Origin of the sequence: Alteribacter lacisalsi (assembly GCF_003226345.1) — a bacterium.
Classification (GTDB): Bacteria; Bacillota; Bacilli; order Bacillales; family Salisediminibacteriaceae; genus Alteribacter; species Alteribacter lacisalsi.
This window is the reverse complement of record NZ_PDOF01000002.1, coordinates 543,540-566,971: the sequence shown is the minus strand read 5'-3', so window position 1 is coordinate 566,971 and position 23,432 is coordinate 543,540. Positions and strand designations below refer to the sequence as shown.

At 47.3% G+C, this 23,432-nt stretch carries 24 protein-coding genes; 3 read left to right on the top strand and 21 right to left on the bottom strand.

The window, feature by feature from the left end:
- Positions 1–51 precede the first annotated feature (51 nt).
- The 16 genes from CR205_RS14215 to CR205_RS14140 all read right to left on the bottom strand — a co-directional run bounded on the left by CR205_RS14215 (position 52) and on the right by CR205_RS14140 (position 13,498).
- Positions 52–561 (bottom strand): hypothetical protein, encoded by a 510-nt coding sequence (locus tag CR205_RS14215; RefSeq protein WP_110520765.1) that lies wholly within the window; start codon positions 559–561, stop codon positions 52–54.
- Positions 562–570: 9 nt separating this feature from the next.
- Complete coding sequence (locus CR205_RS14210) at positions 571–2,064, bottom strand: hypothetical protein (RefSeq protein WP_110520764.1); 1,494 nt, start codon at positions 2,062–2,064, stop codon at positions 571–573.
- A 25-nt stretch (positions 2,065–2,089) separates the two neighbouring features.
- Positions 2,090–2,503: a pilus assembly protein TadG-related protein gene (locus tag CR205_RS14205; RefSeq protein ID WP_110520763.1), complete on the bottom strand. Its 414-nt coding sequence runs from the start codon at positions 2,501–2,503 to the stop codon at positions 2,090–2,092.
- A gap of 5 nt (positions 2,504–2,508) precedes the next feature.
- Positions 2,509–2,922, bottom strand: coding sequence for a TadE/TadG family type IV pilus assembly protein (locus CR205_RS14200; RefSeq protein ID WP_161524787.1), 414 nt, complete (start codon positions 2,920–2,922; stop codon positions 2,509–2,511).
- Entirely contained in the window at positions 2,907–3,389 is a 483-nt protein-coding gene (locus CR205_RS14195) for an A24 family peptidase (RefSeq protein ID WP_110520761.1), read from the bottom strand. Before CR205_RS14195 ends, CR205_RS14200 begins: the two co-directional genes overlap by 16 nt.
- Before the next feature lie 23 nt (positions 3,390–3,412).
- On the bottom strand, positions 3,413–3,577 hold the full coding sequence (locus CR205_RS14190) for a Flp family type IVb pilin (protein ID WP_110520974.1): 165 nt from the start codon (positions 3,575–3,577) through the stop codon (positions 3,413–3,415).
- Positions 3,578–3,605: 28 nt separating this feature from the next.
- On the bottom strand, positions 3,606–4,403 hold the full coding sequence (locus CR205_RS14185; RefSeq protein WP_110520760.1) for an SLAP domain-containing protein: 798 nt from the start codon (positions 4,401–4,403) through the stop codon (positions 3,606–3,608).
- Between the two features lie 12 nt (positions 4,404–4,415).
- Positions 4,416–6,374 carry an ICP22 family protein gene (locus tag CR205_RS14180; RefSeq protein WP_110520759.1) on the bottom strand — a complete coding sequence of 653 codons (1,959 nt, stop codon included), beginning with the start codon at positions 6,372–6,374 and terminating at the stop codon, positions 4,416–4,418.
- A gap of 33 nt (positions 6,375–6,407) precedes the next feature.
- Positions 6,408–7,292 carry a type II secretion system F family protein gene (locus CR205_RS14175; RefSeq protein ID WP_110520758.1) on the bottom strand — a complete coding sequence of 295 codons (885 nt, stop codon included), beginning with the start codon at positions 7,290–7,292 and terminating at the stop codon, positions 6,408–6,410.
- Between the two features lie 9 nt (positions 7,293–7,301).
- The gene (locus tag CR205_RS14170) at positions 7,302–8,222 is read right to left on the bottom strand and encodes a type II secretion system F family protein (protein WP_110520757.1); all 921 of its coding nucleotides are present in this window, start codon (positions 8,220–8,222) and stop codon (positions 7,302–7,304) included.
- On the bottom strand, positions 8,219–9,607 hold the full coding sequence (locus CR205_RS14165; RefSeq protein WP_110520756.1) for a CpaF family protein: 1,389 nt from the start codon (positions 9,605–9,607) through the stop codon (positions 8,219–8,221). Before CR205_RS14165 ends, CR205_RS14170 begins: the two co-directional genes overlap by 4 nt.
- The gene (locus CR205_RS14160; protein ID WP_110520755.1) at positions 9,604–10,866 is read right to left on the bottom strand and encodes an AAA family ATPase; all 1,263 of its coding nucleotides are present in this window, start codon (positions 10,864–10,866) and stop codon (positions 9,604–9,606) included. The genes CR205_RS14165 and CR205_RS14160 overlap by 4 nt, the downstream gene beginning before the upstream one ends.
- Positions 10,867–10,893: 27 nt before the next feature.
- Positions 10,894–11,610, bottom strand: a complete 717-nt coding sequence (gene cpaB / locus CR205_RS14155) for a Flp pilus assembly protein CpaB (protein ID WP_110520754.1) — start codon at positions 11,608–11,610, stop codon at positions 10,894–10,896.
- Between the two features lie 30 nt (positions 11,611–11,640).
- Positions 11,641–12,240 carry a hypothetical protein gene (locus tag CR205_RS14150; RefSeq protein ID WP_110520753.1) on the bottom strand — a complete coding sequence of 200 codons (600 nt, stop codon included), beginning with the start codon at positions 12,238–12,240 and terminating at the stop codon, positions 11,641–11,643.
- Positions 12,241–12,395: 155 nt separating this feature from the next.
- Positions 12,396–13,091 carry a hypothetical protein gene (locus CR205_RS14145; protein ID WP_110520752.1) on the bottom strand — a complete coding sequence of 232 codons (696 nt, stop codon included), beginning with the start codon at positions 13,089–13,091 and terminating at the stop codon, positions 12,396–12,398.
- The gene (locus CR205_RS14140; protein WP_142669900.1) at positions 13,088–13,498 is read right to left on the bottom strand and encodes a DUF192 domain-containing protein; all 411 of its coding nucleotides are present in this window, start codon (positions 13,496–13,498) and stop codon (positions 13,088–13,090) included. Before CR205_RS14140 ends, CR205_RS14145 begins: the two co-directional genes overlap by 4 nt.
- 844 nt (positions 13,499–14,342) lie before the next feature.
- Between CR205_RS14140 and CR205_RS14135 the strand changes: the two genes are divergently transcribed.
- A complete protein-coding gene (locus CR205_RS14135; protein WP_110520750.1) occupies positions 14,343–16,595 on the top strand; it encodes a voltage-gated chloride channel family protein in 2,253 nt (750 codons plus the stop codon).
- Positions 16,596–16,615: 20 nt separating this feature from the next.
- On the opposite strand, the gene CR205_RS14130 is transcribed toward CR205_RS14135, so the two are convergent.
- From CR205_RS14130 to CR205_RS14115, 4 genes are all read right to left on the bottom strand, one after another.
- Positions 16,616–17,599, bottom strand: a complete 984-nt coding sequence (locus tag CR205_RS14130; protein WP_110520749.1) for a nucleoside hydrolase — start codon at positions 17,597–17,599, stop codon at positions 16,616–16,618.
- Positions 17,600–18,406 carry a DUF2935 domain-containing protein gene (locus CR205_RS14125; protein WP_110520748.1) on the bottom strand — a complete coding sequence of 269 codons (807 nt, stop codon included), beginning with the start codon at positions 18,404–18,406 and terminating at the stop codon, positions 17,600–17,602.
- 65 nt (positions 18,407–18,471) lie between these two features.
- Positions 18,472–19,242 carry an ICP22 family protein gene (locus CR205_RS14120; protein ID WP_110520747.1) on the bottom strand — a complete coding sequence of 257 codons (771 nt, stop codon included), beginning with the start codon at positions 19,240–19,242 and terminating at the stop codon, positions 18,472–18,474.
- 197 nt (positions 19,243–19,439) lie between these two features.
- The gene (locus tag CR205_RS14115) at positions 19,440–19,568 is read right to left on the bottom strand and encodes a YjcZ family sporulation protein (protein WP_110520746.1); all 129 of its coding nucleotides are present in this window, start codon (positions 19,566–19,568) and stop codon (positions 19,440–19,442) included.
- A gap of 194 nt (positions 19,569–19,762) precedes the next feature.
- On the opposite strand from CR205_RS14115, the gene CR205_RS14110 reads away from it, so the two are divergent.
- The gene (locus tag CR205_RS14110) at positions 19,763–20,902 is read left to right on the top strand and encodes a glycosyltransferase (protein ID WP_110520745.1); all 1,140 of its coding nucleotides are present in this window, start codon (positions 19,763–19,765) and stop codon (positions 20,900–20,902) included.
- Between the two features lie 275 nt (positions 20,903–21,177).
- Here the strand turns inward: CR205_RS14110 and CR205_RS14105 are convergent, their stop codons facing one another.
- Positions 21,178–22,071 carry a diacylglycerol/lipid kinase family protein gene (locus tag CR205_RS14105; RefSeq protein WP_110520973.1) on the bottom strand — a complete coding sequence of 298 codons (894 nt, stop codon included), beginning with the start codon at positions 22,069–22,071 and terminating at the stop codon, positions 21,178–21,180.
- Positions 22,072–22,359: 288 nt separating this feature from the next.
- Between CR205_RS14105 and CR205_RS14100 the strand changes: the two genes are divergently transcribed.
- Entirely contained in the window at positions 22,360–23,271 is a 912-nt protein-coding gene (locus tag CR205_RS14100) for a hypothetical protein (RefSeq protein ID WP_110520744.1), read from the top strand.
- Positions 23,272–23,432 lie beyond the last annotated feature (161 nt).

The window sequence follows — 23,432 nt, the reverse complement described above, 5'->3', positions numbered from 1 at the left end:
CCTAATCCAATTTATTGCATACTCCTGTCTTTCTTTTTACCTCACTTTTCACTAACTGCCTGACAATCTGTCAAGAATATCCTGGACTTCTGCCTCCGCGTCTTCATCACCATAGATCTCCTCCTGGGCTGTTAAATAGGAGTCCATCCAGTAGCGGATGGCATTTTCCTGATTTTCCATAAAGGTCTGCAGCACGTCATCAGACAGGCTGTCCTCCATTTCTCCTTCCAGGGCGGAAAAAGCCGTTATCATACTGCTGAGAGATTCAAGGTAGAGTGTATGCACCTCTTCCATTTCCGGAGTTTCATACTGCTGCTGCTCCATATCCTGGTAAGCCTGTTCCGCCAGTTCCATGACTTGCCCATGCTTTGCAATAAGTTCCGACCGGTCAATATCCTCGCTCATCATTCCGGTAAACTCGTTTGCTTCTTCGAATGGGAAGTTTTCCTGTTTCACATCCTCGAAGGACCGATGTTCCGCTTCAGCTTCTGGGTTTTCTCCTCCGCAGGCTGACAGTACGATTACTGAAAAGAAAGCAAGAATCCCTATCATAGATTTCATATTCATCACCTAGTTCACTATTTTATAATCAATTTTTTTCGCTTCCGCCCACTTTGCTACGTACGGAAGTTTGTCTTTATCATTCTCATCAATTACATATCGGAATTTAGTCTTATTATGGCGATCCAGTCTTAAAACATTTTTATCTTCGATCCAGTTCACAGCCGTAAACTCAGCAGGAAACATTTCATTTTTTCCTTCCATGAAGAAATGATCCTGAAAAGTTATTTCTGTTTTTGCCAGCGATGTTTTCGGGACAATCATACCGATTAAACCGAAAAACAGACCAACACCAATAAAGATCAACGCGAGTCCCGTTGTGCCGTCACGAAAAAGTCCGAAAACACCTACGATAAAAATAACAGCAGAAAAATAATAGCAGAGATGGGACCGATTCAAGGCCGTTACCCTAAAAGTCACTGAAGTCATCTCTTTTACTTGATTCACTTCTTCATCAGTCTGAATTTGAGCTGATTCTACCTGGTCCAAATTCCGGTTACTCTCCAGCCACCGATAATAGATTTTAAGTTTCAGGTGCTTATTAAGCTGATCAAAGATCGGCTTATATACAAGGAGAAATGCAAGAGGAAAAATAAGTACGGTAAAATTAAACCCTGTTCCAATAAAAATAAGAACACTGATAGGGATTACAATCACATAAATGATCGGTTTTAAGATCTTAATCATCAGGAGAAGCGTTTTTTCGAGTCCGGTCAGACGGGCTGCTGATGGATCCACCATGCTGTTGTGAGCTGCTTTGAAATGGCGGTTAATAACTGACTCCAGGCTGCCGTCAACCGTTGAATTTTCCTGGAACCACATCGTAAAGGATGAGAGTGCTCTATTTTTCGTCCGGTTTTCATCAAGCAGTCGGAGAATCTGTTCTTTACTTTCAGGATTCCGAATCTTTTCAGGCTTTAATCCGGCAGCAGCCAACTGATTCAAATAAGAAAAGCGCTCCTTGTAATTGTGCCAGAATTGGTCTACTTCCTCCATCAAATCCTTAAAGTCATTTGCAGAAAGGTCGGTCTCATCAGCCAACCGATCATACCGGCCCGTTAAATACTCCAGTTTCCGGATCAGCCATGGGTTAATCCCTTCTGATAAAAACTCTGCTGTGCGTATAGGCAGGCCACTCTCAGTTAAAAAAATTTTAAGTGTTTCCGGATCAGCAGCCTTATTCTGCTCCTGATCTGCCAGAACCTGAAGGAGGTTGTGTAAATAACTGCCCAGACTCAGGTAGGCTGTATAGCGATGGATCAAACGCTGTTTTCTTTCATCTGTTATCGTGTCACCATTTTCGTCAATGACTGAAAAAACCGAAAAAAACTGTTCGCCTTTGTGGTCGGCTACTATGCTTCCAGCCAGCGCCATTCTTTGACCATCCAGTGTTATAAATCTGGAAATCTCTTTTTTCTGAAAGGGGATTTCGGATACATCGGCTTTTTTCAGCAGATGCTTTGGCTTTTGTCTGTGCAGCCAGGCATACTCCGTTTTTTTCATATCAGTCTCTCTCCTTGCATTTCAATTAGTCGTTCGGATCAGACAGATCAGCCCCCGCCATTGCGGAAAGCTGCTGATCAGAAAACCCGAACAGCTGCATAAAGAAAACAGGTGAATTGGTTTCTGCTTCAATTGTTACGGAGGTCTCCTCCACCTGAAAACTGGTGATTGAGGCCCCACCCATATTTTCCCTCAGATAATGTTCGGCAAGCTGTCTCGCCTCTTGTGGGTCAATGACGATTCTCCCTTCGCTCTCCCAGACTTCCCTGTCATATCCGTCCAGAGAAGCATACGCGGCTGCATCGGCAGCGTTTGCCAGTCTGAAATAATTGGCAGCCATAAACCCCGTATCCACCGCCAGACCGATGATCCCGAGAAAAACAGGAATCAGTACTGCTATCAGAGGGACAACGACACCTTTTTCATTTGACACATTCATCACACTCACTCAAATATATGATAGGTTGCCCTGTGACTGAGCGTCAAAGGACTTGTATTCATAAAAGGGATGGGAAGCGCATATTCACAGGATACATCCACAATGAAGCTGCTGCCATCCCCATTCGGATGGGCATTTGCCGGGCTGCAGTGCCCTGTTGTGCTTGACAGCGCACTTTCAGTTGAGCTTCTCGCCCTGCTTGCTGCCACGTGCATAGGTATATCCTCATCTGCCGCCAGAGCCGCTCCCAGTCTGGCCCCCTGGTTGGCAGCTGTCACCACAACCACCTGATTGTATGCGGCAATTCCAAGGATCAGGCCTCCAACAATCAGGAGTACAAGTGCTGGAAGAACGAGGGCAAATTCCGTAACCGCCTGACCTTCTTCATTTTTACGGGTTCTTTTTAATAACCGACCCATACATTCATCACTCCCCATACAAGTAAAACCGCAATTGAGAACGGAAACGATAACGCTTGTTCTATTTTCTCCGTGCCGGAACGAGCCTGTCTGAAAACAACCATCCGGTAAACCTGTTTCATCATCTGATTCCACCTGTTCGCCACAATCACATGAATAACGGAAATCAGAATTCCGGCTGCTGCTGTAAGAAACCAGTAATAAAAGAGTTCTGGCATTAAAAACAGAGGCGAAATGGCTGAAATGAGCTTTACATCTCCTGCACCGAGAAAACGAACAATATACAGGACCAGAAACAAAGCAAAGGTTGCAGCGAAACTGGCAAGGCCCGGTAAAAGTGCTCCTTCAAATAACTGAAACACCAGAATACTGAAAAAAACAAGGAGGATGAGAGGGTTTGGGATTTTTCTTGTTTTAATATCGACTGCTGTAATGACCATAACAAGCCCCGTTACATACCAGATCATCCTAAAACCCTCCCATCTGCCGTTTACATATTAAGTGAGTTGATAATGGTTTCAAATACATTTTGGATCTGGTCTCTGAATGCGATAATGACCGTGATCACTCCTACAAGAACGATTCCAAGAATTACACCGTACTCACTCAAAGCCTGTCCGCTTTCATCTTTCCAGAAATTTTTCAAAAAGTTCATTTTATATTCCTCCGTTTTAATATATTTGTCACTCATCTTCCTGGTCTTCGTTTTCCTCTTCTGTTTCAGATTCTTCTTCCTCTGCATCAGCCGGCTCTTCTTCTGAACTAAGCTGGAATGTAAGGAAGTACTGAAAATACTCAAAATCAAATTCCGGATGATGTACATCTTCCATTGGAATGGCCTGTTTAAATGGAACTGCCTGACCGGCTTCAAGTTCTACATGGGAAATGTCTGCACTAAACGACGTTCTGGCCCAGGACGACAGATTGCTGTCCATCAGGGTTAGTACGGATCCTTCAAGCCGCTCCAGCGAAAAACTCTCATTCTCTGTGCCATTCCGCAGAACACCCATCAGCAGAAGAGAGTCATCCTGCTGATATATGACCGAGGCCACGGCCTGGACACGGCCTTCTTTTACCGGGGGAAAACGCTCCTCCTGGTCTTCAGCAAAATACGCCAGCTGTTCGTCCGTGAAACGTTCTTTGTCAGCCTCGTTAATGATAAGTTCTGTTAATGCCCAGTCATCTTCTGCAGCAAGTCCCGTAACATGAGAGTAAGCTGAATCTCCCTCTTCCTCCTGGTTACGATCGCCGGATTCGTCCTCATCCGTTTCCGCCTGCTCTTCAATGGCAGCAGCCTCAGCATCCGGCTCATATCCTCTCTGCGCCATACGGTGAAGTAATTTTTCGTCCATATAAACATGGTTTACTCCTGGTTCCTCTTCCGCTTCCATGTTCTGTGAAGAGGGAGTGGTGCCGGCGCCGCATCCGGCGGCCAGCACCATTACCAGTGTAGTTCCAATTAGTAATTTCTTATTGAACATTACAGCCCTCTCCTAACTACCGAAAAGCCCGCTTACAAAGTTTTTACCACTGTCAAACGCATTGGATATCCCATCTTTGACCTTATTGCCGACATCGCTCGCATACCCTGCCGGATCAGAAGTAAAGCTGCTGAACTGATCCGTCGTCCAGTTCCATGCCTTTTTTGCTCCTTCGGCAATCTTTGGTCCATACAGAATACCGAATGCAGCAAGTCCAACTACTGTTGCACCAATAGCAAGGATCGGTGCCGCGACTGTGGCCCCGGCAAAGATAAATACACCAGTAGCCGCAAGACCAAGTGCACCACTAACGGCGTTAAGACCATGGCCGGTTCTTTCCCATCCTGAGTTGCTGCTGTCCATGGCATTTGCCGCTCCGTCAAAAATGGCAAAGGCATTAAGCGCTCCTCCGGTTGCTTTTCCAATCGGTGTATTGGCAAAAGTCTTCATCCAGCTGACAGGCTTACTGTTGTTAATGGTCTGGAACAGGTTTTTACCAGCATCAGCAACCGACCCTGCTGCATTGCTGATTGTCTGACCGGCACTACCCACCATCGCAGTAAGATTGAAGTTATTAAGGGAGTTAGCTGTATATGCCGTTGCTCCGTCAATAATATTTGTCACAGCAGTCCTGGTCGCATGAAACGAGGATGCGCCTTTTTCAGCAGCCTTCGTTACAAAGCTCCATGCAGCCGAATTCTGCACTGTTTCCATACTCATCGCCGTACGCAAGGCGTTCAATGACCCTTTTCCAGCTTCATACATATTTTGAGTATGGTGGAGAATTCTTCCCTGCACACCTTCCACGAACCTGGCAGCTTGTTGAACAGAATGATCCACTTTTGCAGCCATCCCTGTGACAGTGTTGGAGATTTGATCAGCCAGACCTCTGGTAAACTGCGTGATTCGACTTCCTGTTGATCTGGTTGAATCTGCCACCTTGGCCGCAGTCAGAGAATATTGACTTTCCTTCAGCAGGTATTCATTATAAGCTCGCACAAATTCTGTTTCACCTTGCGTCCGTGCAGCCAGAATAGCCATGTGGTTAAAGCTGTCAATCACATTTCCGGTTTCTGTAAGCATCTGACCATACATATCCTGAAGAACAGGGTCGTCAAACAGGTTAAGGTAGCCTAGCAGAGCCAGTCTGGCATCTGCTGATCTGGTGAAATTCCCATGCTCTCTCCGGCTCTGATCGAGCTTAAGTGCATCATCAGTAGTGCTGAATAATGTCTCCACTACATCACCATTTACAAGGCCATTGCCTCCAGTTTCACTGGATTCCCTGCTGCCATCACCATCTGAACCAGGGCTCGAGCCAGTCTGACTTCCCGGTTCTCCATTACCATCGCCTGAACTCCGGCTGCTGTCTTCTCCGTTTCTGCCTTCTCCGCCGGAATTGCTCCCGTCAGATCCGGATCCACCTTCGCGGGGGCTTGTGCCTGTCCCCTCAGAACCAGATCCGCCTTCACCCGGATTGCTGCCGTCATTTCCAGGGTTTGTGCCGTCCCCTCCCGGGCTGCTGTCGTCATCTCCGGGACTGGTGCCGTCTCCTCCAGGGTTGCTTCCGTCATCTCCGGGGCTGGTGCCATCTCCAGGGTTTGTGCCGTCTCCACCGGGATTACTGCCGTCATCTCCAGGGTTCGTTTCTCCGCCTCCCGGATTGCTTCCTCCATCTCCAGGATTGGTGTCACCACCACCAGGATTAGAGCCGCCATTGCCGGGTGCCGGTGCAGAACCTCCACCGCCGTTACCGGGAGAACCGGGGTTTCCAGGTGAGCCTCCGCTGCGGTCATCAGCGTTGGAGACACCGGGACGAGGACTTTTACGTTCTTCATCTTCATCGTCCGCTTCTTCGGCGAATACATGAACTCCCGGAGCTGCCATTCCCATGAAAGCCATTCCGATCGGCTGAAACAAAATCAGAAACGCCAGCATCCAAGCCATCTTTTTCCGCTGTTTACTTTTCACTGCATTTTTTCCCTCCTTTCTCTGTAGCGTTATCTATCCTCTAAGGAATTCCAGCAGATTAATAGCTACTGGGCCGAGGATGAAAATTGCAAGGGCCGGAAATGCGAGAAGCACGAGAGGGAAGAACAGTTTAATAGAGGCCTGTTCGCCCAGCTGCTGTGCTTTTTTCTTTCTCGCCTCCCATACTTCGGCGGCCTGCTGTCTCAGTACAGCGGTTACCCCACCGCTCCCACGCTCGATGGTCTGGGTTACAGCGGAAACAAATCGGCTGACTTCATCGACCTGACAGCGCATGGACATGTTTTCCAGAGCCTTTACCTGGGATACTCCCATACCTGCCTGTTTAATCACTCTTTCAAGTTCCTTCGGGAGTTCGCCATCTTTCGTATCGGCTACCTCCCGGATTGAGGCAAATAAGTTCATGCCTGCATCGCACAAAATTGAGATCGAATTGAGTATATAAGGAAGCTCTCTTCGGATTTTTTCCTGCCGGACTCTGATTCGCTGTTTGAGCCAGAAATCGGGAAGTCCAAAAGCCAGAAGAGGCGCAATCAGTGCAAGTAAATACATTAAGGGTTCACTGGCCACACCAAGGAGGACAAAATAGGCAGCCGCCCCAAGGGAGCAGAGAACCTTAAAGGTGTAAAAATGATCCACACTCATTTTTTCTTCGTAACCGGCGCGCTGAAGACGGCCGGCCATCTCTTCTCTTCTCTCATGGCTGATCCTGAAATTCAGCAGGGTCATCCCTGCGGTTACCGCAGGGGCTGCTGACTCCAGAATGCCCTTTCTTTTCACGCGCTCCCCTTCTGCAGGAGCAAGCAGGCGTTTCCGCATAATCATAGCCCTTACAGCTTTGGAAGGATAAAGAAGAGCCAGTATGAAGATAAATATGAAAAATGCGATAATCGCTGACATAAATTTCACCTACAAATCTATATTTGTAACCCGTTTGCCGATGACATAGTTCGCGACCAGCATTACCCCGGCAAGAAACAAAAAGAAACTGCCGGCAAATGATTCGTACATCGGTTCCATGTATCCCGGGTTTGTGAACATGAGAAGAAGAGCCATAACTACAGGAAAAATCGTGAGTACTTTTGCCTCTGCTCTTTTCTGGGAGGTACCGAGCTGGATTTCCTGCTGAATCGCAATTTTATCCGATATTCTTTCTGCCGTATTACGTGTTACCTGTGTCAGGTTACCGCCTTTTGCCCTGGTAACCAGAATCGCGTCTACAAACTGGTCCACGTCTTCCAGGTTCATCTTTCCTTTGAACTGACGAAGAGCCTGATCGATGGACATTCCGAATTCGATATCGTGATTGATAACTACGATTTCCTCTAGGACCGGCTTGTCCTTCTGTGTCATAAGTTCTTTTTCCAGGTCTCCTTCGCACCGTTTGAGGGCTGTCTGCAGGGAAGCACCTGCCCGAAGGGAATTGGAGATGGAATTCATTGCCGAACGGAACTGTGTAATGAACAGCTTTTTTCTTTTATCGCTTACATTCTTTCTCCTGAACCGTGGATAAAACACTGCCAGAAGGCTGAACAGGAACGCAAACAGGATACTACGGAAGAACAGAAGACCTGCCAGGAACAGAGCCAGCGCAAGCACCACCGTACCTGCGATTTCCGCAACGCTCCACTTCGGCTGCTTTAATTCCCTGTCAGAAGCTGTTCCCGCACTTGTTTCTGCACTGCCAATTCCCCGTTTCCGCCAGCGATCCGTGATCCCCCTTCTGACCGGCAGCCGGCGTTTAATACTGAGAGAAAGGAGATCCACAAATGCTGCGATCAGGATGAAAAAGGAGGCTGCAAGTCCAATCAGCGTCCATGTCCCCGTCATATAGACTCCTCCAACAGGGAGATCCCCCGGATCACAGGCGGCTTAAAGCCCGCCGCTTCCCATTTGCCCTGCTGGCTCATAGTCTGGCCGGCTGCCTCCAGCTTTCCTGTAAGCTTTTCACTGGTGCTCTTATCAGGATCCATTTTCCAAGTAAACAAATCTACAGTTTCGATTTCCCCGTTGTTCAGTTCACGTACTTCCGTGATCTGAAGCACTTTCCTGGATCCGTCTCTCATTCTTCCAAGGTGCACAATAATTTCCACCGCGGAAGCGATCTGTCTTCTGATCGCCGGAATCGGAAGCTCCAGTCCGGACATGAGGACCATCGTTTCAAGTCGGGAAAGCATATCAGCCGCGGAGTTCGCATGACCGGTTGTCAGAGAGCCGTCGTGACCGGTATTCATTGCCTGAAGCATGTCCAGCGCTTCTCCCCCGCGAACCTCCCCGACAACAATTCGATCAGGACGCATCCGGAGTGCCGTACGGACGAGTTCACGCATCGGAATTTCGCCTTTACCCTCAATGTTTGCCGGTCTCGTCTCCAGTCTGACGAGGTTGGCGATCTGGGTAAGCTTCAGTTCAGCTGAATCCTCAACTGTGATAATCCGCTCACTTCCCGGAATGTACATGCTGAGAGCATTCAGAAAAGTTGTCTTACCCGATCCCGTTCCTCCCGATATTACGACATTGTATTTTGCCTGAACGAGATGGTAGAGAAAGTCTGCTATTTCCTCATCCAGTGCGCCAAATTCAATCAGTTTTTCCATGGGGTAGGGGTTTTCAGGGAATTTTCGGATCGTTACAATTGGCCCTTCTAGAGAAACCGGGCGAATCACAACGTTTACCCGTGACCCGTCAGGCAGACGGGCATCCACGATTGGATCACTTTCGTCCACCTTCCGGTTAATTGGCGCTACAATTTTTTCAATCAGGTTCAGCAGTTCGTTTTCAGAGCCGAATTTAAGTGGCTGTCCATCTTCATCGTAGGCAAGCTGGAGCTTCCCATCCTTCTCAACGAACACCTGATCTGTACCGTTGATCATAATTTCCGTAATATCCGATCGCTTCACGAGTGGATCAATAATGCCGAATCCAACCATCTGCTGACGGATCTCTTCAGCTGTCAGCCGTTTTTCATCATTCGTGAGCAGAAGCTCGCGAAACTGCGTTTCCGACTCTTTTTCAAGATAATGCCATATCGCAGAATTCAAAGCCTGCTTCTGCAGGAGAAGCTGTTTATTCCGGCTTGTTTCTTTCATAATGTGTTCCCGTACGGTTTTCTTTAATTCTTCCACTCTCTCACTCTGATGGCCAGATCTTGCATAGGGGTTGTCCTCATCTTCGGCCGTGTAGAGCTTTCGTTTGATTGCTTCCTCGATACTCATTTACGGCGTCTCCCCTTTCCTGAAAAGAGCCTTTTCCTTTTTCCAAGTTCCTTGTCTGTAAATACCGGCTCAATCAGATTCGCAGTCTGCCGGTAGAAGCGGTTCAGTTTTAGTCCCGGTTTTTCCGCAAGTAGCACACCCCGGTTTGTATACCCCTGAATCTGTTCGTACTTGTCCGGGATGACAACCGATACGTCCATCGATAAGATCGACTCCAGCTCCGCTATTGGAAAGCCAAGGGAATCATTGTAATGATTAATCACAAGGTGACGGTTCTGCAAAGGCCGGTTGAGTGTATCCACGAGCTCGATCGTGGACAGCAGTGATGAACTCGCGGCAATATCGGTCGTACTGACAAACAATAAGTCTGTTGCCCCGCTCATCAGGGAGATATTCTTTTCAGAAAGGTCCGATGAGGTATCCAGAATGACCGTATCGTAATCGAGACGCTGGATTGCCGCGAGAAGAGCATCTGTCTTTTCCAGGTTAAGACTCGTCATTTTCATGGGAGAAGCCGCTGCAAGAACATCGAGCTTCTTCCCCTGAAACTGAAGCGGGTAAATCGCTTCGCTCAAATACCGCTCCAGTTCTGCGTCCTCCCTGGCAGGCTGGTCGAGAATACCGATGGCCTCCGACATCCCCCGCACTCTACGGGGAAGATTAAGGGAAACCGCCGCATTTCCGAATGTTGCAAAATCTACGAGCAGTACCTTCTTCTCTTTTTTGGCGAGCTGAAGGGCCAGATTGATGGCAACGGTTGTTTTTCCGACCCCTCCTTTGGCGGAGTATACAAGAACGGTTTTCTTCTGACCCTTTTTATGGGATTCAGGATGGACCTGTGTATAGAGTCTCAGATTCTTTTTTGACTCAAATGTGAGCATCCGCTCTGTCAGAATCCTTACAGGGGTACGTTCATAAACGAGCTCAGTAAAAGGTTCCATCAGTTCCGGTGCTGCTTTAAATGATTCCAGTTTATCAGTGACGATCAGCAGTTTTGCAAGGGATGTTTCTGATAATGCTTTCTGTTCTTCTTCCAGATCTGTAAACTCCGAAATATGAACAAAGGCAATTTCAGCCGTTTCCCGGCCCAGGTGCTCCTTCAGATCCTTAATGGTTGAAAAAGAAGACCCTATATCAATAAAATTCAGGCTTTTATCTGTGAAATGACGGAGCTGGGATAAAAATGTCTGATCCATTCCGCAGGTGACAACCCTGATACGCTCCTGTACCTGTTCTTTTGAAGCTGACTCTGTACTCATGCGCCATTCTCCTTCATTACACGTTAGTTAGCGGTTATTATTTACGCGATTGGTCTCTTCCTGCTCCCCGTTCCAGGGGTTCAGGGTCAGATCAATGGTGCCGTAACGTTTGGCATGGGTGAGTTCAACGGCCTGCTGGGGGTTAACAAGCAGTGTCACATGCTGGGAAATACCTTCTTTCCCCATGTCCGATTCAATAGAGAGCCTTTCCACGTTAAACACTTCAATCTGCTGCAGGATTGTCTCCGTATGCACTATCGATGTATCCACAGGATCGGTCCACGTATATATGATATCCACCCAGTCGTTCGGCTTCAGAGAATTGTCAACAACTGCCTCAGGCGGCAGAGCCACCGTTACAAGCCTCATATCCATTGGTACAAAAGCGGATAGATCCAGTCCTCCTGAGGCCTGCAAATACATTTGCCGCTCCTCCGGAAACACCATTGCTCTCTCATCCAGCCTGACAATGGTACCCTGGTCAATTTCATGCAGAGCGATCGCACCAGTCACTTCGTCCGGAGAAGAGATGCTCCCTGTGGCAAGAGCCTCCGCAGCCTGCATCTGTACTTCGACTTCTTCGATATGGTCTGCTGTTATTTCACCACGGACTGGAATATCCTCTGCATACACGTAAACCGTGGTAGTATCCTGCAGACTGTTTAAATACGAATAAGTGAAAAACGCAATCATGGCGGCACTTGCCAGAATAATGACAATTCGCCAGCTGATTTTTCCAATCATTGCTGTTCCTCCTGCTTCTGATCATAATAGTTAAGCTGATTTGGTTCTGAACATTTTTTCTGCTTCGTAGCGCAGGACATTTATATCAAACGCCTCATGATCGGCCCTAGATTCCATATAAAGAAGTGTCATCACACCTGCCTGAAACGGCACAATCAGAATATGAGCTGCCGCGCCGGCCGCCGCATTCAGATAGAGCGTATCAAGCGGAAGATAAAAACCTGCCGTCACTACAACCAGAGCCTGCGCTCCCAGGAAAATGAGAAACAGTCCGGCTGCTTTAAAGAACGATCCTTTAATGAGTACTGCGCTTCTCTTTAACGCTTCATAAGGTGTTTTGTTCTCTATAGTGATCACATGAGAGAATAAAAGAAAAAACACAAAGGCAATAATCCCCGGAATGATAAAAAGCAGCGTCCCGCCGCCGAATATAAGAAAGAATAGTACAGTAGCAATAACAACCGGTATGAACAGCCTTAACAGCGGCCTCCTTGCTTTCCTTCTCCGGTCTTTATTTGCGGTATCTTCAGGAATAAGGACGAGCAGTGTGACATAGGCAAACAGAATAAAACTGTAAAGAATATTGCCAAAACTCAAGAGAACGGTGGAAATGAGGGGCTCGGTACTCATCCATCATAAAAAATGAAGGCCTGCAAAATAGAGTAGGGAGAGGACATAAAACAGTGGTGAATACCATCTGAATGTCATTGCTCCAAGTCTGAGTCCTTCTGAAAACACATCTGAGGCGGGACGAGGTTCGAATGAATTAGGCTGAATAACCATTTTTATGCCCCCTGCTGTTTGGCCTTTAGTTTCTTATAAACGAAATAAAACAGAAGTGCCTCAAATGGGAGTACAACGGCACCGCCAATAATTTCTCCCGCCTGTTCCCCATAAGCTGGAGCCAGTTCGCTGACTACAGTTGCCGCAAAAAGAAAGGATACGTAAAAAAGAATAATCCAGCCCATCACACGGAGCCAGCCTTTTTTCACAAGTGCGGCACTGCCTTTCAGTGCTTCAAAATTTTTCTTGTTTTCCTCAATGACAACAAACGGATACAGGTAAAACAGTATGATCATGATTAATGCCGGGACGATAAACATGATCGTTCCCGCAACAATCAGAACAAAAAAGAGAATGGATGTGGAAAGAAGCGGGCCAAAATGAGCACCGACAGTCCGGGCACCTTCTTTCAATTTTCCGGCAAATCCGCTATTGCTCTTGTCTGCCCCGTAAATAAAAGCAAAAAGGAAACCATTCAGTGACAGGAACAGCAGGGATGAAATTGTCAGCACTGTTGCTTCTGCTGTCTCCCCCATACCAGGTGTGAGAAAACTGTTGTAGCCGACCACAAACAGGGCGTAAATAAGGAGTACCGGCGGCAGAACAGCGGGGAGTATTTTAAGCACACTTCCCCAGTACGAACGTTTCGCCTTTGGAGTTGATTCTTTTTCTTCAAATGCATGGGCCGCTTCCGTCATGCGGATCCCTCCTTGGTTTGTTTTTGATCATCGGGAATCAGAATGACAACCTGATCACCATTTATGACGATATCATCACCAAAGGAGCCAGCTTCTGCTTCAATAACATAGGCCGCTCCCTTAACTCTGGCAGATAGGCGCCACGGCTTTAGACCAACTTGCTTCCCGACGACAATATTCTGCTTATCCATGAACAGGATATCGATCGGAAATCTCATAAAAAACGTGTGAACCTGGCTGCATTTCGGGATTGCCAGAGCTTTTTCGGAGAACGACCGTTTACCAATCAGCCCCAGATGCCTAGCTGAAAAGGAACCAGCCCTCCAAACGTCTTTTATTATGACTTTGTGATTTTTTTTATTGATGAGCACCATCTTCACATCCTTGCGGTTTGTTTCAATATCCAACAAAGACCGCCATGGCAACGGTTTGCCTTTAATAATTTCTCATAGTTTAGTATCATTGAACAGTTTATTCAAATTCACAAACTAGGCCATTTGTACTGTATCGCAAGCCCGGAGCGCGTTCACAATTTGTTCACAGGTTCACACCTGGACGGGGGAAGGGAATAAAGTCCCGACCCAAATATCTTTTTGTTTTCATACAGGAAAATAAAGAATTTTGCCGTAATGTGTCTGTTGTTAAGCTGACTTCTAATGCAAGGAAAGTTGATTTTCTCACATTAAAAGGCGTACATTAGGTCTAAAGATATGAATTGTAAATATCGTTCGACATAAATAAGGTATAAAGAAACGAATCTTTTATCCCATAAAAGGTTTATACCCAATTTCTGATTCTTTAAGACTATTAAATTCCCGAAAAATAATAAATGAGATAAATACCTATACAACAGTCCCCGAAGCAGACAAAAGGTGGTCTAAAACTATAAAAAAGGTTTAAACACAATATTTGTATAGGTCTAAATAACCTGATGAAAATGTCGAATTATATTTTGGCAGTGCAATGCTGTTTTTTATAATTTGATTCGCTATTCTCCAAATATTACCTATAACGCTTTCTCCTGCAGTGTAATCCATATCTTTACTGTGAAAGAAGTCCTGCATTTTTGTTCAAAACTGAGGTGAACATGTCATTTTAGAGCACTCTCAGGATTTGAAATCCATACTTTTTCCAAATGAACTATAATATACTTATTGTTTTTGTTTTCATCACTGATTACTGATCCAGATTACTCCACCGGGATTTGAACACGAAATCAACGACTTATACACGGAATCGGAGCTGAGTGCTGTGCTTTCCAGTTTCTTAATTGGTTTTTTTATTCTTCTGCTCGTCCTGTCTTTTACGTATCTCATTTACTGTCTTATTGCCATAAGAGAAGCTCTTTTTACCGCTTTTTCACTTTTTTACGCGATCGTTGCTGCTTCCGTCTTCCTCCTGCCTGCTTCCGTTGGAGACGGGATAATCGGGTTATTCCTGAGTGCGATTCTGCTGTTTGCTTTTTTCTGGATCACATGGATTGTCACAGGGATAAAAAAGAAAAAAGAATGGCATCTGCATTTAGCCGGAATGGCTGCAGCCACAATCCTTTTCATTGTTTCCCTTGCATCAGACACTTATCTGCCGGCTGCTTTCCTTTTTACTTTTGTGGGGTTTTCCGTTTTGGCCGGCGGAGCACTTCCGATTATTTTCATTGGAAGGTTTGTGAGGAAGAAATTTTTCAGTACGGAAGAGGTTTCAACAAAAGAATCCGAACCTGAATTCGTGCAGGACGAAGAGCCTGCACCGGCAGCGGAGGTAATGAAGGATGCCGCTCTTGCTCCCGAACATTCACTGCCGGAAACAGGGACTGATGAAAAAGAGCATGTCCATACTGAACCTGAAAACGGGACCGAACCGTTTCTGGCCGCTGCGGCTGAGGAAGAGACGGTGACAGCTGATGAACATGACGGGCTGGACAGGCCCACTTCCCCTTCACCTTTCTCAGGAAAGAAAACAGCCAGGCTGGCCGAACGAGTCAACCATGAAAAATGGAAAATGTTCTCCCTCTCAGACACTAAGGGATCAAAAGAAGTGAAGAGAGCCATGTGGGAGCTGCCGGGAATGCTTTATCAGACCCCCTCACCGCGGTGCGGGGAAATCTGGGCATGCTATCACGTTACTTTCTTCTCACTTCAGCAGTCCCTCCCTGTTGAATACAACGGTACTGAATATTATGTGTTTGGTGACCGGCCCAAAGACGAGGACCAGCATTTCACCCGGTTTAAGGTTACCGATACAGGTTACTCGACAACGGACTGGAGGGAAACAGCCCAAAACGTATACAGGCGTTTTTTCCAGGTGTCACTCGCCCAGTCGCTTCTCCTGCCTCTCGCGCAGATCAGGAAAGGCCCTGAATCGGTCTCGCTGCCGGGTCAGAGTGGGGAGATTCGGGATCTGATTGAAAAATTGAACGGGTTTGCCGCCCGTAAAGACTGGTTCACCAGCCGGATTGACGAATTAAAGGACGCACTTTCTCCGGTCGCCGCGTCTCAGAACCTATCGGAGGAGATTTACAGGCCCTTTGAAAAGGCTTCTGCTTTTCTCTTTGAGGAATACACAGACCGTCTGGACTTTCTTGCAGCCCGTGAAGGGCTGATCGCTGATACACTCAACAGCGGCACGCATGATCATGAAACAGAAGAACTGCTCTCGTCCTTCTATCTCGAACTGCTGTATTACCGTCACGTAATCAGCCACTATACAGCACAGAGCCTGATACTGAGCCATCATACCCCGTTGGTGGAACTTGCGGATGCCCATTTTGACAGCCACTGGATTGACCAGGAAAGCGTAAAAAGTCCAATCTTAACAAAAGCAGAAGTGAGAAAACCTCTTCTTCTTGATCTTACAGGAGCACTCATCTGGCTAGCTCTGCTTCCCACAGCTCTTTACACTTTCTTCATCTCTGGTCACTGGCCGATCCTGATCGGGGTTGCGGTGGTGCACTGGGATTTGTACAACTATTTTGCCATTCTGGCCCGCACAAAACGGGGGGATATGAAGGAAAAGGTGGAGCGTTCTGTTAACGGAGGCGAACTGAAAGAGCACGTCCTCTATGAATATGACCGGGTTTACAGCCGGGCATGGGTTCATTCCTGGCTTGGGTTTGCCCTGGTGGTCGGTTTAACTGCCCTTGTCAGTTTTCTGTTCACCGGCGGCCTTTTCGAACGATTTAACCAGTTCATGATTGTCAGTGTGCTTATTTACATTTACGCCGGCCTCGTGAAGCCACTTTTCACGAAGTACCGCTTCAGGGTAACAGAAAAAACCGTATCCTATTCCTATCGAGAATACATTCCGGAAACGATCAGACAGATTGAACTGCAGCCGTTGAGCCGGACCATTGATATTCACATGGTGAGCAGCGCCTCCCTTCATCTGAAATTCAGGGACAGCTTCGAGTTTGAAAAAGCCGAACGGGCTGTGAAGTTCTGGTCTAACCAGAACGCTGTCCTTTTTAAACAGGATTCTGAACACGCAAAAAGCAGACCTTATCTTTAACGGGTCTGCTTTCAGCTTTCCTATCTTTTTCCTTCCATAACCCTCTTAAAGTCCGCGAGGAATGCAGCTTCATTTGCCTGAATGGCCACAAGATGTGTAGGTGCTTCGGGCAGATCTTCGAGTACTCTGACGTCCGGAAAAGTGACACCGGCCGTTTCCGTTCCCTGGGCCTCAACATATACCCTGTACGTTACGAAAGTGAAAAACTCAGGATTCATCAAAGCGCTGAATGCGACAACATCATGAAGAGGTGTCCCGAGCAGCTGATCAATGGTTGCCGCTTCGTAAAAGTCATAGTAATACTGTATCAGTGCTGTCAGAAACTCATAGCCGTATTCTTCTTCCAGTTCCCGAATCATGCTCATCGGTACAAGAAGCTGATCGGTTACATTAAGCGGTATGATTGTGAGCATCGGGGCATGGTCGATCACAAGCTTGGCTGCGACCGGATCCTCAAAGACATTTGCCTCAGCAAGCGGTGTCACATTGCCCGGGACGAAAAAGGCCCCTGCCATACAGACAATTTCCTTTACTTTTTCACACATTAGATCATGATAATACAGGCATAGAGTGGCAAGAGACGTGAGACGGCCTGTCGTTACAATTGTCAGTCTGCCGCTGTACGCCCTAATCAGATCAATGATGTCAAAGAAATTCTCCGGAACCTCAACATCGACGTTTTCTTTTGTATTTATTGTTCCGAGTCCGTACGGGCCGTGAATATCATGGTGCGGCTTTGCTTCTCTTCCGGTCATCGGCCCCTTGGCACCCCGGTAGACGGGGATATGCATGCCAAGGACTTCCTGTAAATAAAGCGTGTTCCTGTAGGCGTTCTCCGTTGTGGTATTTCCGTACTCGGCGACTATGCCTACAAGTTCAATATCCGGATGGTAGTGGGCATAATAGATGGCTACCGCATCGTCGATACCCGGATCACAGAAAAGGAGAACATGCTTTTTTTCACTGGGGCTTCTGCCATCATTTGATGGGGTGTTCCGACTCATTTACATTCCGTCCTGAATCCGCGGTGCTGACGGATCACACTCCGGGGCTGGCAGACCGCCTGTTTCTGCGATTTTCATTAGGTAATAGCATTCTTCCCGTGCCATGTGGTCTGCCATAAGCGGTGAAAAGGTACTCAGCAGCTCATTAGACAGCTCCATCTCCTCAATTTCCTGCAGAAACCCTTTAAAAAGCTCAATTTCAAGCTTTACGTCCTCATTCATCCGCCTCAGTGCCGGAAAGGACTCGACATTTGAACGCAGGTAGCCGGACAGCTCGACCGCTTTAATATAAAAGTCCTCGAAGGTGCCTGCAAACTCGTCTCCTTTTTTCTGAAGTCTTTTTTCAACCATATCCAGGCTTCCGGCAATCGCGGTCGCGTGTCCCGCTGCATCCAGGAGCCAGACGAGGTGATGGTGCAGTTCATGAAAGACAGGAGGTTCTTCCCCCCGTTCAAGGTAGGATAAAACGAGCTGGTATTCTTCCAGTTCGTTCACCATATGATTAAGAAATGTAGGGGGAAGGTGTGTCCGGATCTCCCCTTCAAGGTGCCTCCTGATGATTGACAGCTTAAAGTCCCTGAACTGGTCGGTCAATCTGCCGGCTTCCCTTGAAAAACGCCTGAAATCACTCACCCGTTCCGTCTTTCTGAGAAGCTGATCATAGCTTTCTTTGTATTCTCTGGCAATTGCCGCATCCTCGCTTTCGGTAACCGGAAAAGAATCTTCAATGAACCGCGCATGATCGCCCATCACCTGCAGCCAGAAATCATGCTCAAACCGGGCCGTCTTCTCGTACATTCTGCTCATCTCCCTTCTGTGTAAATCGCCCCCAATCTACCTTATTCAGAAGAAAAGATGATTAGAAGAACCAATCATTCACCGGCATAACGATTCACATAAAGGGAAAGACCCTGTGCTTCTCCTTCGCCTCCAAATGCTTCCGTCACACCGAAATGCTGTCCTTCCGATTCGTTAATATGAATATCGAGATCATGAAGCAGTCGATGTAGGAAAAGAAGAGCATCCTTGTCTCCTTCCGTTTCCACAATCATGATCAGCTGTCCGGCCCGTTCGATGTCCCGCTTTGCCGCGGACACTGCAAACCCTTCCGACTCCATAAATGCCTGATTTTCTTTAAGCTTCTGCCAGGCGGGCGTCATGATCAGCTCCGACGTGACGACCGACTCGAGCCGTCCCCAGCCTGTGATTTTATTCAGATAGTCGTGGGCATCAGCAATGACGCTGTTTGTCTGGAGTTCCATCCCCGCCTGATAGGCAACCGTCTCTCCATTCATCCCTGCAGAAGGTGCGCTGTCTTCCCGGTCTCCTTCTTCATCCTGTTCCTCCGCTTCAACGCCTTCTTCTGATTCTTCTGCACCGTCATCTGTTCCCTGTTCTCCGTTTTCATCTTCAGATCCGTCTGCTTCGTCCTCTTCGGTGGCTTCCTGGTTTTCCACAGAGTCATTTTCGTTTTCTGCCGCGTCTTCCGTGTCCTCCTGCATCTCTTCCTGCCCTTCCTCCTTATCCTCCTGCGCCTCTGCTGCCCGGTCGTCCCCAGACTGAACTGTCATCATCAGAACAACGGTAATAAAAACAGTAAAACAGACGGCCCACAACCCGTGCTTCTTCATCATCTCCACCATTTTCCCCGTCCCCTCCCTGCGTGTTGGTCCACAGTTTTTTTGTACGTTGGGACTTCTTTTTTTCCAGGCTGTTCCCCTTCATAAAAGAAACAGAGAGATTGTCGGATCTGCTTTTTCCGTTCTCTCTGTTTCTACACAATCCAGAACAAAGAAAAAACTGTCTGTTTTTTTGACAGACAGTTTCTTTTTTTATCAGATTACCAGCCGCATCCGCAACCGTATCCGGCACCGCCAACCTGACCGCCGTTATAGCATGCACAGCCGATGATCACCAGAAGAATGAAGATGACAAGAACAAACGATCCGCCAAAATTACCCCAGCTCATGTGAGTCCCTCCTTTATTGTATATTCCTAATACACTATGTATCTGAGCCTTTGCCCGTTCAGGCAAATGTAGTGGTTTGTCTGAAAATGGATACCTATGGGGAAAGATCCTGCATCGGGCAGGTGTGCTTCTCCACTTTTCCCCTTTTTTAGTGATACACTGAAATCAAATCGGGCTGATGGGAGGTGTGAAGGATGATGTTTACACTGGTTATGGCTATCGTCCTCCTGGCTGTCACTGTAATTGCCAGTCAGTGGTACCGGGGCATTCGGCAGATGCCTATAGTCAGGCATGAAGTTACCGGGAGCAAAAGGGAAGTTTCATATAAACCTCAATCAATTTCCGTCATCATTGCGGCAAAAGATGAGGAAGAGAAGATTGCCGATACGGTGGACTCGCTCTTTTCCCAGACCTGTGCCGCTCATGAAGTGATCGTCGTAAACGACCGGTCCGCTGACAGAACCGGAGACATTCTGGATCGGTTAAAGCGTGATCGTTATCCTGACCTGCGTGTGATTCATATCGAGTCGCTCCCTGCAGGCTGGCTCGGCAAAAATCACGCCCTCTATCAGGGATGGCTGGCTTCGTCAGGGGAATGGCTTCTTTTTGCCGATGCGGACATTCTCTTTTTCCCCGATGCCCTTGAGAAAGCCGGCAGTTTTGCTTTCCGGCAAGGCCTCGATCACCTGGCACTCCTGCCCCATAATATTGGCGGGACGCTTTGGTACCGGATATTTTACACGTTCTGGAGCATTATCGGCGTGTGGAATTTCGTCGCTGCAGGTCATGCAGGAGTTGGGGCGTTCAACCTGATGAAGCGGTCTGTTTATGAAGCAGCCGGTACTCACGAGGCGATCGCCCTGCGTCCGGACGATGATATTAAGCTTGGTGGAAAGATTAAGGAGGCCGGATACGCTCAGCAGCTCGGGTTCGGCAACGGGCTGATTTTTATCCAGTGGTATGATTCTCTCCGGGCAATGATCAGGGGGCTGGAAAAAAACCTGTTCGCGTTTATGCAGTACCGGCTCTGGATGGTCGCTGCGGCAACAGTTGGTGTGCTGGCGCTTCACGTGCTGCCGTTTGCTGCCGTTTTTGTGCCTGTCTTACCGGCACAGATCCTCGGAGCCACCGTCCTGCTCATTTTTGCCGGTATGTTTCTCTTAAACAGACGGTACTTTTATCATCCTTTCTGGTACGTGTTAACCGTTCCGCTGAGCGCGGTAATTTTTCTTTACTGTCTCTGGCGCTCCACTGTGAAAACCCTTGCTGCAGGGGGCGTGGAATGGCGGGGGACGAAGTACAGCCTGAAGGAGCTGCGTAAAAGGGAAAAATAACTTTGTGGGATTAAATATCTCTGAATTCCTTGGGCCCAAACCAGCCTGGTGCGGGCCTGATGTCTCTTCTGGAGAATCATGGAATAGGAAGGATCTTTTCCGAGGATTTATTGATATCCTGAATTCAGGAGTCTCATTGCAGTGTGTAGCAAAGCAACTGGAAATAACACTTATTCACAACATTTGAATTTTATAGTTTAAACAACAAAAAAGGCTTTGAAAATCCATTGCGGATTTACAAAGCCTTTTTGTTATAGCCTGTAAAGATCATCAGCTTAATGTTCCTCGCCCCTGATAAACGTCAGGTGCTCCCGGTAAACTTTAATTTTCACCGGTGTTTCTTCGTAAACCTCCCCATCCATATCAAGCTTCATCGGTTCTTCTGTTTCAATTTCAACTTCGTCTGTTTCAAGAAAATCAAATGCAGGGTTATTTCTGTCCCATTCGTTTAGATCTTTGTTCTGAAGAAAATTCCGGAGCAGAGAGAGACCAGCCTCACGGAGAACGAAAAAGTTCATCTGCCCGTCGTTCAGATTTTCGTGAAGAGCAGGCAGCTGATTGGTGCCGATATAGTTGCCGTTTGCAGCCAGAATCATAACCGCCTGGTCTGTAATCTTTCTGTCAGGCAGTTTCAGGGAATAACCGAACAGTTTTGCCTCCCGGGCGGTTTTGAAAGCACTCAGGTAATAGCTGAGCCGCCCGAATGTGCCTTTCAGCTGATCATCGATGTTCTGCGAAGCATCGGTGATCAGGCCAAGTCCGACAAAATTGCTAACCCAGCGGTCGTTGGCTTTCAAAATGTCTACTTTTTCCGTTTTTCCTTCTGCGATCGTTTCAGCTGCCTGTTTCATATTCTGTGGAATTCCGAGAGAGCGGGAAAAGTCATTGCACGTGCCTCCCGGAAGAATGGCTGCGATTGGAGGGTCCTTCAGTTCTGCAAGACCGTTGATACATTCATGGACAGTCCCGTCCCCGCCAAGAATACAGACAAGGTCTGCATCCTCCCCATGCTCCCTGCATATTTCTTCCGCGTGTCCTTTCCGCTTCGTCCGCTTCAGTGTCAGTTCATCTGCCTTGGCAGCCAGCACCCCTGTAATCGTTTCAAGATGCCGTTCTATTTCTCTTTGACCTGCATTTCCATTGTAAAGAAGTAACACCCGTTCATACATAATCAACGACCTCAGCTTGTGACTTACTTCCATTTTACCCGTAACACCATTGAAAATAACATGAGCCTTCAGCTGTGTCAGCCTGAACATGTTTAATTATTTTCAGAAAGGCTAAATAACTCTCAGGGAGGTGAGTCGGGCTGCACATGACTTTGCGCCTACATTCTTCGATCACCTAAATATATTTAGATAATTTTACACATTTATTACAGGTTGTTAAACTTTCGTAATTGCTCAAAAATTGTTATCATTTGATAATATTGAACTAGTCTAAAGGAGATGACACATATGAAAGTAATTTCCAAAACACTGATTGCAGGAACATTATCCATAGCCCTCGTAGCCTGCGGAGGGGACGATGAGGCCGACACAGATAACGGAAACGGCGACACAGAGGAAAACGGTACGGGTGAAGACCTGGATGATGACGACCTTGAGGATGACGACGACGATGAGATGACAGAGGAAGATGACGACGGCACTGAAGAAGACGGAGAAGCAACCGTCGAAGAAGGTGCTGTAGCAGAAAGTGAAATTACACTGATTGAAGCAGATGAAAATGAAATTGCCTATGAAGTAAACGGTTCAGAAGGCACAGTGGATGCAGAAGTCCACGAAACCTCATTCGGAGCTGAAATTAAGCTGATGGAAGGTCTTGAACTTGAAGAAGACGAAAACGGAGTTGACATGGTCGTTGTTGACGATGAAAATCACCAGCTTTACGGATTAAGAATGATGATCGAAGAGACGATTTCAGAAGATGATGAAGGTGAACCTGCTATCGCCGAAGTTGATATGGACCGTGAAATCGAACTTCGCGAACCGCTGGTTGAAAACCGTGCATACGTTGACAGTCATGAAACATATCAGATGCAGGATGACGCAGAATTTGACTTTTATTTCCGTTATGAAGGTGAAGCATCCGGGGGCGGCTGGACCGATGCACTCCGCGATCAGGCCATCGTAGGATATGAATTTTTCAGTATTTTTGACTTCGGTTCCCATATGGTTTCCCTTCAGTTCCCTGAAGAAGCAGCCGATGAAGAATACGAAGCGATTGTTGTAGCAATGGCTAACACTTTCTCAGCGCCTGAAATGGAAGAAGAAGATTTCCAAAGTGAGGATGCAGAAGAAGATGCAGAAGGTGATGAAGACGTAGAAGGCGAAGAGGACGACCAGGACGACGAAGGTGACGAATAATCAATAGCCATGCTCCCTGACAACAGGTCAGGGAGTTTTTCTATCGGAAAGGAATGGGCATATTATGGAAGGAAAAACGTGAAAATAGTCGAATCTTATTATTCGGAGGTGTTGTTCCTCGTTCTTCAGGCGATAATGGAACAATAACCTGATGCGGCAAT